15 protein-coding genes are annotated in these 12,030 nt (G+C 71.7%); 8 read left to right on the forward strand and 7 right to left on the reverse strand.

Annotated features, from left to right (window positions below; translation table 11 throughout):
* Both JGS39_RS28205 and ypfJ read right to left on the reverse strand, forming a co-directional pair.
* The coding region (locus JGS39_RS28205) for a VOC family protein (protein WP_219572429.1) at nt 1-442 on the reverse strand (442 nt) is incomplete at its 3' end.
* Nucleotides 443-585: 143 nt separating this feature from the next.
* Nucleotides 586-1,476, reverse strand: a complete 891-nt coding sequence (ypfJ, locus tag JGS39_RS28210; RefSeq protein WP_219572419.1) for a KPN_02809 family neutral zinc metallopeptidase — start codon at nt 1,474-1,476, stop codon at nt 586-588.
* Nucleotides 1,477-1,756: 280 nt separating this feature from the next.
* Here ypfJ and JGS39_RS28215 point away from each other — a divergent pair, with 280 nt between their 5' ends.
* The 3 genes from JGS39_RS28215 (at nt 1,757) to JGS39_RS28225 (ending at nt 4,930) form a co-directional block, all read left to right on the forward strand.
* Nucleotides 1,757-3,355 carry an ABC-F family ATP-binding cassette domain-containing protein gene (locus JGS39_RS28215; RefSeq protein WP_219572420.1) on the forward strand — a complete coding sequence of 533 codons (1,599 nt, stop codon included), beginning with the start codon at nt 1,757-1,759 and terminating at the stop codon, nt 3,353-3,355.
* A gap of 401 nt (nt 3,356-3,756) precedes the next feature.
* Nucleotides 3,757-3,978 carry a helix-turn-helix domain-containing protein gene (locus tag JGS39_RS28220; protein WP_007263382.1) on the forward strand — a complete coding sequence of 74 codons (222 nt, stop codon included), beginning with the start codon at nt 3,757-3,759 and terminating at the stop codon, nt 3,976-3,978.
* A 160-nt stretch (nt 3,979-4,138) separates the two neighbouring features.
* Complete coding sequence (locus JGS39_RS28225; protein WP_219572421.1) at nt 4,139-4,930, forward strand: enoyl-CoA hydratase/isomerase family protein; 792 nt, start codon at nt 4,139-4,141, stop codon at nt 4,928-4,930.
* Between the two features lie 27 nt (nt 4,931-4,957).
* Here JGS39_RS28225 and JGS39_RS28230 read toward each other — a convergent pair whose 3' ends face one another.
* On the reverse strand, nt 4,958-5,689 hold the full coding sequence (locus JGS39_RS28230; protein ID WP_219572422.1) for a hypothetical protein: 732 nt from the start codon (nt 5,687-5,689) through the stop codon (nt 4,958-4,960).
* Between the two features lie 93 nt (nt 5,690-5,782).
* Here JGS39_RS28230 and JGS39_RS28235 point away from each other — a divergent pair, with 93 nt between their 5' ends.
* Genes JGS39_RS28235 through amaP form a run of 5 tightly spaced genes read left to right on the forward strand, consistent with a single transcriptional unit; the run spans nt 5,783 to nt 8,110 of the window.
* On the forward strand, nt 5,783-6,277 hold the full coding sequence (locus JGS39_RS28235) for an Asp23/Gls24 family envelope stress response protein (protein WP_219572423.1): 495 nt from the start codon (nt 5,783-5,785) through the stop codon (nt 6,275-6,277).
* 30 nt (nt 6,278-6,307) lie between these two features.
* Complete coding sequence (locus tag JGS39_RS28240) at nt 6,308-6,499, forward strand: hypothetical protein (protein ID WP_136330255.1); 192 nt, start codon at nt 6,308-6,310, stop codon at nt 6,497-6,499.
* Nucleotides 6,496-6,858 (forward strand): Asp23/Gls24 family envelope stress response protein, encoded by a 363-nt coding sequence (locus JGS39_RS28245; protein WP_219572424.1) that lies wholly within the window; start codon nt 6,496-6,498, stop codon nt 6,856-6,858. Before JGS39_RS28240 ends, JGS39_RS28245 begins: the two co-directional genes overlap by 4 nt.
* Nucleotides 6,855-7,526 carry a DUF6286 domain-containing protein gene (locus JGS39_RS28250; RefSeq protein ID WP_219572425.1) on the forward strand — a complete coding sequence of 224 codons (672 nt, stop codon included), beginning with the start codon at nt 6,855-6,857 and terminating at the stop codon, nt 7,524-7,526. Before JGS39_RS28245 ends, JGS39_RS28250 begins: the two co-directional genes overlap by 4 nt.
* Before the next feature lie 5 nt (nt 7,527-7,531).
* On the forward strand, nt 7,532-8,110 hold the full coding sequence (amaP, locus tag JGS39_RS28255) for an alkaline shock response membrane anchor protein AmaP (protein ID WP_371604073.1): 579 nt from the start codon (nt 7,532-7,534) through the stop codon (nt 8,108-8,110).
* Between the two features lie 93 nt (nt 8,111-8,203).
* Here the strand turns inward: amaP and JGS39_RS28260 are convergent, their stop codons facing one another.
* The 4 genes from JGS39_RS28260 to JGS39_RS28275 all read right to left on the reverse strand — a co-directional run bounded on the left by JGS39_RS28260 (nt 8,204) and on the right by JGS39_RS28275 (nt 11,967).
* Entirely contained in the window at nt 8,204-8,959 is a 756-nt protein-coding gene (locus JGS39_RS28260) for an SDR family oxidoreductase (protein WP_219572427.1), read from the reverse strand.
* A gap of 4 nt (nt 8,960-8,963) precedes the next feature.
* A complete protein-coding gene (locus JGS39_RS28265; RefSeq protein WP_219572428.1) occupies nt 8,964-10,775 on the reverse strand; it encodes a glycoside hydrolase family 15 protein in 1,812 nt (603 codons plus the stop codon).
* 94 nt (nt 10,776-10,869) lie between these two features.
* Nucleotides 10,870-11,673 carry an SURF1 family cytochrome oxidase biogenesis protein gene (locus tag JGS39_RS28270; RefSeq protein ID WP_219572430.1) on the reverse strand — a complete coding sequence of 268 codons (804 nt, stop codon included), beginning with the start codon at nt 11,671-11,673 and terminating at the stop codon, nt 10,870-10,872.
* A gap of 60 nt (nt 11,674-11,733) precedes the next feature.
* Nucleotides 11,734-11,967 (reverse strand): metallothionein, encoded by a 234-nt coding sequence (locus JGS39_RS28275; RefSeq protein ID WP_219572431.1) that lies wholly within the window; start codon nt 11,965-11,967, stop codon nt 11,734-11,736.
* Nucleotides 11,968-12,030 lie beyond the last annotated feature (63 nt).

The following is a 12,030-nucleotide window of genomic DNA, read 5'->3' on the forward strand; positions in this document are numbered from 1 at the left end:
TCACCCCGGGCCCGGGGTGACGATGCCGCCGTGACCGCGAGCCCGGGGCGTACGTCCCGAAGCTCCACACGTTGCCCTCCGCGTCCCGCGCCATGTAGTCCCGGGAGCCGTAGTCCTGGTCGGTGGGCGGCATGAGGATCTCCACCCCGTACTCCACGGCCCGTGCGTGGTGGGCGTCCACCTCGTCGACCACCACGTAGACGCCGGCCGGTCCCGCACCCCGCATCGCCTTGGCGAAGACGCCCTCGCGGCCCTTGGAGCCCAGCATCACCCTGCCGTTGCCGCAGGACAGCTCCGCGTGCATCACCGTGCCGTCCTCGCCCTCGTACACCGCTTCCCGGGTGAAGCCGAGGCCCTGTGTCAGCGTCTTGATCGCGGCCTTCGCGTCGTCGTACAGAATCGTCGGACAGATCGTCGGTCCGCCTGTCGTCGCGTCTGCCATCGTGCTCATTCCCTTCTCGCGCCGAACCGGGCCCCGGACGGCCCGGCTGTGATCTGTGTCTCAGTCTTCCACCCGGCACCGACAACGACCTGCGCAAGGCCGGGCCCGGGTCGTTCCGCGCGGGCCGGCGGAGTTCGCGCAGGTCAGCGGAAGGTGTCGCAGGCCTCCAGGTCGCCGCTGGTGAAGCCCGTGGTGAACCACTGCTGGCGCTGCGCGGCCGAGCCGTGCGTCCAGGACTCGGGGGTGACGCGGCCCTGGAACCTCTCCTGGATCCGGTCGTCCCCGACCGACGCGGCCGCGTCGAGTCCGTCCCGGATGTCCGCCCGGGTGAGCTCGGTGATCAGCGGCCGGCCGGTCGACTCGTCGGGTGTGGTCGTCGCGTGGTTCGCCCAGACCCCGGCGTAGCAGTCCGCCTGGAGTTCCACCCTCACCGCGTTGCTGTTCTCGCCGGTCCGGCCGTCCTGCGAGCGGGCCAGCGTTCCCATCTGGTTCTGCACGTGGTGTCCGTACTCGTGCGCGACGACGTAGGCCTCGGCGAACGGTCCGCCGCTCGACCCGAACTTGGTCCGCAGCTCGTCGAAGAAGCCCAGGTCCAGATAGACCTGCCGGTCGCCGGGGCAGTAGAACGGCCCCACGGCCGAGGTCGCCGACCCGCAGGCCGTGCCGACCCGGTCGGTGAACAGCACCGTGCGGGCGCTGCCGTACGTGGCGTCGCGCCGCTGGAACTCCTGGCGCCAGTAGTCCTGCACGCTGTTGACCACCGCGACCGTCCGGCAGTCGTCCTTGGTATTGGCGTCCCGGCCGGTCCGGCAGTTCTGCTCGACCTGTGCCGCCGACGAGGCGGTCGCGGTCGTGCCCGAGTCGCCGGAGGAGAGCCCGAGCTGATCGGGGCCGACCCCGAAGAGCAGCCCCAGGATCAGCGCGATGACCCCGGCGATCCCGCCGCCCACGGTGGCCCTGCCGCCCGGGATGCGGCTGCCGCGCGTGTCCCGGACCTCGGACGTGTCCAGATCGGCGTCGTCGTCGAACTGCATGGCACCACCCTCTGCTCCGCTCGCGGCTGCCGCTCAGCCATGCGCCGAGTATCAGATAATTCACACCCCAATGCCCGTTTTTGCCTATGGGGACGAGGTTGGGCGGGTGTGCCGGCGCGCTTCGGGCAACTGCGGTGGGAGCAGGCGGGAAAGTGGTTGGACACCGCCAGTAGACTGGTTCTCATGGCAATTCTCCTTGTGCGTGTGCGTGAGTAACGGCGTCGAGTCGTGAATCGCTAGTCGTTCCTCCGCCGTCCATACCGCTCTGGAGTTTTTCCCCGTGATCACCGCTTCCGGCATCGAGCTGCGCGCCGGCGCCCGCATGCTCATCGAATCCGCCTCCTTCCGTATCGCCAAGGGCGACCGCATCGGCCTCGTCGGCCGCAACGGGGCGGGCAAGACCACCCTCACCAAGTGCCTCGCGGGCGAGGGCACCCCGGCGGCCGGCACCATCACCCGCTCCGGCGAGGTCGGCTACCTGCCGCAGGACCCGCGCACCGGCGACCTCGACGTGCTCGCCCGCGACCGCATCCTGTCCGCCCGCGGCCTCGACGAGATCCTGCGCAAGATGCGGGAGAACGAGGAGCGGATGGCGAACGGCAAGGGCGCCACCCGCGAGAAGGCCATGAAGAAGTACGAGCGCCTGGAGACGGAGTTCCTCACCAAGGGCGGCTACGCGGCCGAGGCCGAGGCGGCCACCATCGCCGCCGCCCTGAGCCTTCCCGACCGGGTGCTGGCCCAGCCGCTCCACACGCTCTCCGGCGGTCAGCGCCGCCGGGTCGAGCTGGCCCGGATCCTCTTCTCGGACGCCGACACCCTGCTCCTCGACGAGCCCACCAACCACCTCGACGCGGACTCGATCGTCTGGCTGCGCGACTACCTCAAGAGCTACCGCGGCGGCTTCATCGTGATCTCCCACGATGTCGAGCTCGTCGAGACGGTCGTCAACAAGGTCTTCTACCTCGACGCCAACCGCTCGCAGATCGACGTCTACAACATGGGCTGGAAGCTCTACCAGCAGCAGCGCGAGGCCGACGAGAAGCGCCGCAAGCGCGAGCGGCAGAACGCCGAGAAGAAGGCCGCGACGCTCAACGCCCAGGCCGACAAGATGCGTGCCAAGGCCACCAAGACGGTGGCCGCGCAGAACATGGCCAAGCGCGCCGACCGGCTGCTCTCCGGCCTGGAGGCCGTCCGGGTCTCCGACAAGGTCGCCAAGCTGCGCTTCCCCGACCCCTCGCCGTGCGGCAAGACCCCGCTGATGGCCGAGGGCCTCTCCAAGTCCTACGGGTCGCTGGAGATCTTCACCGACGTCGACCTCGCGATCGACAAGGGCTCCCGGGTCGTCATCCTCGGCCTCAACGGTGCGGGCAAGACCACGCTGCTCCGGCTGCTCGGCGGCGCGGAGAAGCCCGACACCGGCGACATCATCGAGGGCCACGGGCTGAAGCTCGGCTACTACGCCCAGGAGCACGAGACCCTCGACCCGAACCGCACCGTCCTGGAGAACATGCGCTCGGCGGCTCCGGACCTCGACCTGGTGGCGGTCCGCAAGACCCTCGGCTCGTTCCTCTTCTCCGGGGACGACGTGGACAAGCCCGCCGGAGTGCTCTCCGGCGGTGAGAAGACCCGGCTCGCCCTGGCGACGCTGGTCGTCTCCTCCGCCAACGTGCTGCTGCTCGACGAGCCCACCAACAACCTCGACCCGGCCAGCCGCGAGGAGATCCTCGGCGCGCTGCGCACGTACAAGGGCGCGGTCGTCCTCGTCACGCACGACGAGGGTGCTGTCGAGGCGCTCCAGCCCGAGCGCATCATCCTGCTGCCCGACGGCGTCGAGGACCTGTGGGGTGCGGACTACCGGGACCTGGTCTCGCTGGCCTGATCCGGTCCGGGCGTGCGCCGGGGCCCGTCCCCGGCGCACGCCCCGGCGCGGCGGCCGCGTTCCGGCCGTCGCGGCCCCCTGATCCACTCGCACTGGATCATTCGGCCTACGCGTGATCCATCATCTGTGTGAGGACGTCTCGTACCTCGGCGCGGCACCCGGCAGTTAGCTGTCGGGTGCACGCATGACGGGCCCCGGGCCCGGTGCGGCCCTGACCTGGCCGTTCCTCCGGTGCGGTTGTCCCGCCGGCCCCACAGCCCCGCGGAATCCTGGATTCCGCTCGTGTCGTCGCCCTCCCGGGGTGCCGATCCGCTTGCACGGACCTTGCCGAATGGGTGGCCAGGACGGCCCCGAGGGGTGATCATGAGAGTCCAGAGCGCACTTCCCACGAGGAGGCACGGGTGGCCGAGACTCTGAAGAAGGGCAGCCGGGTAACCGGCGCCGCGCGCGACAAGCTCGCGGCAGACCTGAAGAAGAAGTACGACTCCGGTGCGAGCATCCGGGCGTTGGCCGAGGAAACCGGCCGCTCCTACGGATTCGTCCACCGGATGCTCAGCGAGTCCGGAGTGACGCTGCGGGGACGTGGCGGAGCGACACGAGGCAAGAAGGCCGCGGCGGCCTGACGGCCGTCCGCGGATCGGGGCAGGTCGCAGGACCTGTCCCGGGGCTCACCGGTTTCGGTGGTGGCCACCCGGTCGATCGTGCGGTCGATCGGGTGGTTACTGTTCAGTCACTTAGCTCCGTGCTGACTGCACTGACTGCACCCCGATCCGGAGGCGCTTCATGACCTCGCTCGACACTGTGTTCGACAAGGACGGCGTACGACTCACCGTCGACGACGCGGTTGCCACGGTGACCCTCACCAATCCGGCCAAGCGCAACGCTCAGTCCCCCGCTCTGTGGCGGGCGTTGACAGAGGCCGGACGGGCCCTGCCCGGCAGTGTGCGGGTCGTCGTGCTGCGTGCCGAAGGTGTGTCCTTCTCCGCCGGACTCGACCGCCAGGCGTTCACCCCCGAGGGCTTCGACGGCGAGCCGTCGTTCCTCGACATGGGGCGTGGCCCGGAGGCCGAGCTCGACGCGGTCATCGCCGAGTACCAGGAGGCGTTCACCTGGTGGCGCCGCAACGACATCGTGTCGATCGCGGCCGTCCAGGGGCATGCCATCGGCGCCGGCTTCCAGCTCGCCCTCGCCTGCGATCTGCGGATCGTCGCCGAGGACGTGCAGTTCGCCATGCGCGAGACCAGCCTCGGACTGGTCCCCGACCTCACCGGCACGCACCCGCTGGTGCACCTGGTGGGCTACGCACGCGCGCTCGAAATCTGCGCCACCGGACGCTTCGTGCACGCCGCCGAGGCCGAACGCACCGGCCTGGCCAACCTCGTCGTGCCCGCCGCGGACCTCGAAGGAGCCGCCCGCGATCTGGCCGGTGCCCTGATCGCCGCCCCGCGCGACGCCGTCATCGAGACCAAGGCCCTGCTCAGCGGCGCCGTCTCCCGTACGTACGAGGAGCAGCGCGCCGCCGAGCGTTCCGCGCAGGGCCGTCGGCTGCGCGACCTCTCGGGCACGGCCGACTGAAAGCGTCCGGCAGTGGGCCCGGGCGCATCACCCCGGGCCCGCCGCCGGGCCGGCTCCCGGCGGGACCCGGCCCTCCGTCACGGCCGTGACCAGCACCGCGACCGGCGGATGCCCGTCCACCGCCTGTGTCACGGCCGCCCGCACCGAGCGCGCCACGTCCAGCGCCCGGTGGCCGCCGTCCGTCGCCAGCTCGACCCGGACGTGGTCCGGGCCCGTGTGCACGGACGCGCCGAGCACCCGCGTCAGCGCCGCGACCCCCGTCACTCCAGCGGCGGCACGGCCCGCCGCGTCCTCCGGATCCGCCGGGCGCACCTCGACCGGGGGCGGTTCGACCCGTTCCGGTTCGGCGTCCAGCAACTCCGTCACCTGGACGTCCACCTCGTCGACCACCAGCCCGAGCCGCCGGGCGGCAGCCGTCAGCAGAGCGGAGCGCAGTGCCGCGGCGGCGGCCGGAATCGGCAGCTGCGCCGTCGCCGCCACGGTGGCCTCGATGCGCAGCGGCCCCGGTGGCAGAGCGCTCGGGGGCGGTGGCACCTGCGGGGCGGGCGCCGCCTCGGCATCGCTCACGGCGATGCGCAGATCCAGGAGCACCGGCCCCGAACCGCCCACCGCCCTGCGCAGTACGGCCGCCGCCGCCCGTTCCGAGATCCAGGCCCCGTCCGCCGGGCCGCCCAGCGGGAGGAGCCGGCCCAGACCGAGCCGTTGCCGAACCGCGGCCGTCCATCCTTGGGCCCTGCGCGAGCTGTCAGCCGTCGTCATGACCCCCAGCCTGCCGTATCCACGGCGCGAGACCGGGCAACCGCACTTAATCTGGGCAAGGAAGTCCAATCTGCCCCGAAGGGAAGAACGGCGATGACCGAGACCCCACAGCGGAACCGCCCCGAGAACCCCGACAAGGACTCGACGGGGGGCGACAGCAGGAGCAACTCGCTGACCAAGCGCGGCGGGGGAGACCCCGCCACTCGCGGCCGTACGACGATCGCCGACGGTGTCGTCGAGAAGATCGCCGGAATGGCGGCACGCGACGTCGTCGGTGTGCATGCGATGGGCAGCGGACTCTCGCGGACCTTCGGAGCGGTGCGCGACCGCGTCCCCGGCGGGTCCAAGTCGGTCACCCGTGGGGTGAAGGCCGAGGTGGGCGAGTCCCAGACGGCCCTCGACCTGGAGATCGTCGTCGACTACGGCGTGTCGATCGCCGATGTCGCCCGCGATGTGAGGGAGAACGTTGTCGCGGCGGTCGAGCGGATGACGGGCCTCGAAGTCATCGAGGTCAACATCGCGGTGAGCGATGTGAAGCTGCCCGACGAGGACGACGACGAGGACCAGTCCGAGCCACGTGTCCAGTAGTCCTCCGTCAAAGGCAGTTGAGGAGCGCAGATGAGCATGGCTGTGGTCGGCATGGTGGCCGGCATGGCGCTCGGGTTCGCCGGGTACTTCGGCGGGTTCGGTGCCTTTCTGCTGGTGGCCGCCCTGGGGGCGATCGGCTTCATCGCCGGTCGCTTCCTCGACGGTGACCTGGAGCCCGGCGACTTCTTCCGGAGTCGCGATCGCGGCGACCGACGGCGGTGACGGCGTTGTCGGGGGAGGGCGGCCAGGTCGCCGCCGCGGAGCGCGGAGAGACCCGGATCGCCGACCGGGTCGTCGCGAAGATCGCCGCGCAGGCGGCGAAGGAGGCGGTCGACGAGCCCGCCGAGGACGCCGCGTCGCCGCGGGCGACGGTCACGGTGCACCGCGACACCGCCCGCGTACGGGTGAGTCTGGAGCTCGGATATCCCAGCGATATCGGGCGCCAGTGCGGTGCCGTGCGTCGCCGGGTCGCGATGCGGGTAGAGGCGTTGGCAGGGATGGAGGTGCCCGAAGTGGCCGTACAGGTCGAGCGCCTGCACCCCTCAGGAGCGAGCCTCGCGGCGCAGGGGAGGATCCGATGACCGAGCCCCGCAACCCGGAGAACGGCGCGGAGCACACCGTGGAACACGGGGACGTGCTCGCGCTCGACCAGTCGGCGTCGTCCGCGGCCTACGACCCGGTCCCGGCCAAGGAACGGAGCGAGGGCGGAGCGGGCCGCTTCTGGTCCGCCCGCCGCATCCCCGCGGGCATCACCGCCCTGGTGGTCCTGGGCGCTGCCGGACTGCTCCTCTACGACGTCGCGGCGGTCCGTGCCGACCACCCGGCCATGCAGTGGCGCCGCTCGCTGGCCGACGAGCTGGCGGAGCGCCGGCTGGACGACGTCTGGGTGCTCACGGGCGCCTCGGTCGCGGTGGCGGCCGGCCTGTGGCTGCTCGTCCTCGCGCTCACGCCCGGACTGCGCGATCTGCTTCCGATGCGCCGTGACCGCCCGGGCGTACGGGCGGCCCTGGACCGGACCGCGGCGGCCATGGTCCTGCGCGACCGGGCCGTGGAGGTCGCCGGCGTGCAGTCGGTCCGGGTCCGGATGGGCCGCGGCAAGGTGGGGGTGCGGGCCGTCTCGCACTTCCGTGAACTCGACGACGTACGGGCCGATCTGGACACCGTGCTCTCCACCGGCATCAGGGAACTCGGACTGGCCAGGCAGCCGAGCCTGTCCGTCCACGTCCGCCGTCCGGCGAAGAAGGGGTGAGCCGCGTGATCGGGACCGTCAACCGGGTACTGCTGGGCCTGGCCGGACTGGTACTGGTCTGCGTCGGCGGCGGGGTGCTGGCCGCGGCGCTCGGTCTCTCCGTGCCGTCCTGGTGGCCCTGGTACGGCAAGCGCGATGTCCTCCTCAGTGACGCGGACCGGGACCGCTGGCGCTCCGAGGGCTGGTGGTGGCCGGTCGTGATCGCGGTCCTCGCGGTCCTGGTGGTACTCGCCCTGTGGTGGCTGCTGGCTCAGCTGCGGCGGGCCCGCCTCGCCGAGGTACTCGTGGACAGCGGCGACGGAGAAGGCGCGCTGCTGCGTGGCCGCGCCCTGGAGGGCGTGCTCGCACAGGAGGCGGGAGCCCTGGACGGGGTGGCCCGCGCCCAGGTCGTCCTGACCGGCAGGCGCAGCGAGCCCCAGGCCAGGATCCGGCTCCTCATGGAACCGCACGCCGCCCCGGACGAGGCGCTGGGCCGGCTCACCGACGAGGCGCTGGCCCATGCCCGGGACTCGGCCGGGCTGGCGAAGCTGCCGGCCGAGGTGCGGCTGAAGGCGGTCAAACACCGGGCCGAGCGCGTGAGCTGACGGGCGGTACGGTACGCCACGCCGAGGGGGCCGGACAGAAAAGCTGTCCGGCCCCCTCGGCGTTCCGCGTCCGGGAACGGCTGAGCCAAGGGCTCAGAAGCCGCGCCGGGACCCGCCGTCGACCGGCACCATGATGCCCGTCAGATACGAGGCGGCGGGCGAGAGGAGGAAGGCCGCGGTCCGGCCGAACTCCTCCGGAGTGCCGTAGCGGCGCAGCGGGATGGCCGCCTCGTTGGCGGCGCGCGAGGCCGCCGCGTTGCCGGACAGCGCGTCCAGTTCACGGACCCGGTCCGTGTCGATGCGGGACGGCAGCACGCCCACCACGCGGATGCCCCGCGGGCCGAGCTCGTCGGCCAGCGACTTCGCGAAGCCCGCCAGACCGGGGCGCAGTCCGTTGGAGATGGTCAGTCCGGCGATCGGCTCGTGGACGGAGCCGGAGAGCACGAAGCCGATGACCCCGCCCTCGCCGAGCGCCGCGGCCGCCGCGCGGGCCAGGCGCACCGCGCCCAGGAACACCGACTCGAACGCCGACTGCCACTGTGCGTCGGTGTTGTCCGCGGCGGAGCCCGGCGCGGGGCCGCCGACGCTGATGAGGATGCCGTCGAGCCGCCCGAACCCTTCGTGCGCGGACTCCACCAGCCGCTGCGCGACGCTCGGGTCGGCGTTGTCGGCTGCGAGTCCGACCACGTCGGGGCCCAGCTCGTCGGCGGCCTCCCGGACGCTCTTCTCGTCGCGGCCGGTGATGATCACTTTCGCGCCGTCGGCGACCAGGGCGCGCGCCGTGGCGTTGCCCAGCCCCCGGGTCGCTCCGGTGACGATGTACACACGGTCCTTCAGTCCAAGATCCATGGCCCTATCCTGCCTCCTGCTCCCGCGCCCCGTCCTCGGCGGCCTGGCCTTCGGCCAGCGCGACCGCCGTGCCGACCAGCCCGATGTGGCTGAAGGCCTGCGGGAAGTTGCCGAGCTGGCGCATGGCCGCGGTGTCGTACTCCTCGGCGAGCAGCCCCACGTCGTTGCGGAGCGCCAGCAGCCGTTCGAAGAGTTCGGTGGCCTCGTCGGTGCGGCCGGTCATCCGCAACGCGTCCGCCAGCCAGAACGAGCAGGCGAGGAACGCGCCCTCGCCGCCCGGGAGTCCGTCGACCGCGGTGCTGTCCGTGCTGTAGCGGCGCACCAGTCCGTCGCTGCCCAGCTCGTCGCGGACGGCGTCCACCGTTCCGATGACGCGCGGGTCGTCCGGCGGCAGGAACCCGGTCCGGGCGATCAGCAGTGTCGCGGCGTCCAGCTCCCGCGACCCGTACGACTGGGTGAAGGTGTTGCGCACCGGGTCGTACCCCTTCTCGCACACCTCACGGTGCACGGCGTCCCGCATCGCCCGCCAGCGGTCCGCGTCGCCGGAGAGCGAGGGGTCCTCCTCGAGGGTGCGCACCGCGCGGTCGGCCGCCACCCAGGCCATCACCTTGGAGTGCACGAAGTGCCGGCGCCGGCCGCGGATCTCCCAGAGCCCCTCGTCCGGTTCGCGCCAGGTGGACTCCAGAAAGCCGAGCAGGCTGAGCTGGAGGCTCCAGGCGTGCGGCGCGTCGTCCAGGCCCGCGGCCCGGGCCAGCCGGAGTGAGTCGATGACCTCTCCGTACACGTCGAGCTGGCGCTGGCGCACGGCGGCGTTGCCGATCCGGACCGGGGCGGAGTTCTCGTAGCCGCGCAGCCACGGAAGTTCCGCCTCGGGCAGCCGGCGCTCGCCCGCGAGTCCGTACATGATCTGCAGGTCGGCCGGGTCCCCGGCGACCGCGCGCAGCAGCCAGTCCCGCCACGCGGCGGCCTCCTCCAGATAGCCGGCCGAGGTCAGCGCACCGAGGGTGAGGGTGGAGTCCCGCAGCCAGCAGTAGCGGTAGTCCCAGTTCCGTACGCCGCCGATGTCCTCCGGGAGCGAGGTGGTCGGGGCCGCCACGATGCCGCCGGTCGGACCGAAGGTGAGCGCCTTGAGGGTGATCAGCGAACGGATCACGGCTTCCCGGTAGGGCCCCTCGTACGTGCACCGGGCCGACCATTCGGCCCAGTCGGTCAGGGTGTTCTCCAGCGCCTCGTACGGGTCGACGAGATCGGGGCGGGGCGAGTGCGAGGGATGCCAGGTCAGGACGAAGGCCACCTGTTCGCCCGCGGAGACGCTGAACGAGGAACACGTGGAGAACTGCTGGCCCCAGGTCTTGACGGGTGGTTCGCTGCGCAGCCAGGCGGAGTCGGGCCCCGCGACCGCCACCCGGTGGCCCTGAGAGCGGCGCATCCAGGGCACGACGGAGCCGAAGTCGAAGCGCAGCCGGATCACCGAGGCCATGTCGACCGTGCCGCTGACGCCCTCGATGATCCGCATCACATCGGGCTCGCGGTCGCGCTGCGGCATGAAGTCGATGACCTTGACGGTGCCGGTGCGGGTCTCCCAGAACGTCTCCAGGACGAGGGAGTCTCCGCGGTAGGCGCGGCGCGTGCAGGTGTCCGCGCCCTTCGGGGCGATGCGCCAGTGGCCGTTCTCCTCGTCGCCGAGCAGCGCGGCGAAGCAGGCGCCCGAGTCGAAGCGGGGCAGGCACAGCCAGTCGACAGAACCGTTCCTGCCGACCAGGGCGGCTGTCTGGAGATCGCCGATGAGGGCGTAGTCCTCGATGCGTGGGGTCACGTTCTGGCGTGTTCCCGAACCTGGCGCCCGCTAAGCAGCCACGGGGTCAGGAGAGGCGGGAGTCACCCCCGCGGACGCCGTCCCCGACGTGCTGTCAGGCCTTCGCCGGCTCGGGTTCCGCCGCATCGGCCTGCGCGGCGGCCTCGGCCGCCGCCGCGAGCCGGTCGCGCTTCTCCCGGCGGGCCAGCACCACGTAGCCGACCGGGACACCGGCGGCGAACAGCCACCACTGCACGGCGTACGCCATGTGCGGGCCGATGGAGCCGTCGTCGGGAGCCTCGATCAGCTCGGGGGAGTCGCCCTTCGGCTCCGGCCCGGTCTGCTCGATGTAGCCGCCGAGCACCGGCCGGGAGAGGAGCTTCGCCTGCTGGGCGCTGTTGATCAGCATCACCTGGCGGTCCGGCAGGTCCGAGATGTCCTTGATGCCGCTGGCGCTCGTCGTCTCGTCGGCCTTGAGCCGCCCGGTGACGGTCACCTCGCCCTTGGGCACGGCCGGTACGTCGGGGAAGGCGTGCTGGTCGGCCGCGGACGGGACCCAGCCGCGGTTGATCATGACCGTGCCGCCGCCCTTGAGGTCGAACGGGATCAGCACGTGGACGCCGATGGCGCCGTCGGTGGCGGTCCTGCGCCGGACGACGACCTCGTGCTTCTCGTCGTACGTCCCGGTGGCCGTCACCGCACGCCAGTAGTCCGAACGCGGAACGACATGCCCGGGGGAGGTGAGCCCCGCGACCGGCACGGGCCTCGCCTTGAGGTTGTGCGAGATCAGGGCGTTCTGCGCGACCTTGTGCTCATGCCGGTGCAGCTGCCAGAAACCCAGTTCGACCATCGTCGGAATCAGGACGAGGGTGATGAGGGCGAGAATCAGCCACTGCCGGGTCAACAGGAAGCGGTACACCCCATGACGGTACAACTGCGTCATGGGGCGCATCGCGGAGGGGGTGGGGGCGGAGTGCGCTCAGACTTTGTCGATGATGCCCACCTTCCCCTCCGCGCGGGCGCAGTGGCCGCCGCAGAACCAATGCCCGTCGACCTCGACACCCTGGCCGATGACCTGGACCCGGCAGTGCTCACAGATGGGCGCCATGCGGTGAATGGCGCAGGAGAAGCAGTCGAAGACATGCACCGCGCCCTGCGCGTGCACCTCGAAGGACATCCCGTATTCGTTTCCGCATACCTCGCAACGTGCCATGCGCCACAGGGTGGGACGCGGGGCGGCGGCGGGCGAGCGGCGGGCGGGCGAGTCGCCCTCGGT

The sequence above is a fragment of the Streptomyces poriferorum genome, assembly GCF_019399235.1.
Taxonomy (GTDB): domain Bacteria; phylum Actinomycetota; class Actinomycetes; order Streptomycetales; family Streptomycetaceae; genus Streptomyces; species Streptomyces poriferorum.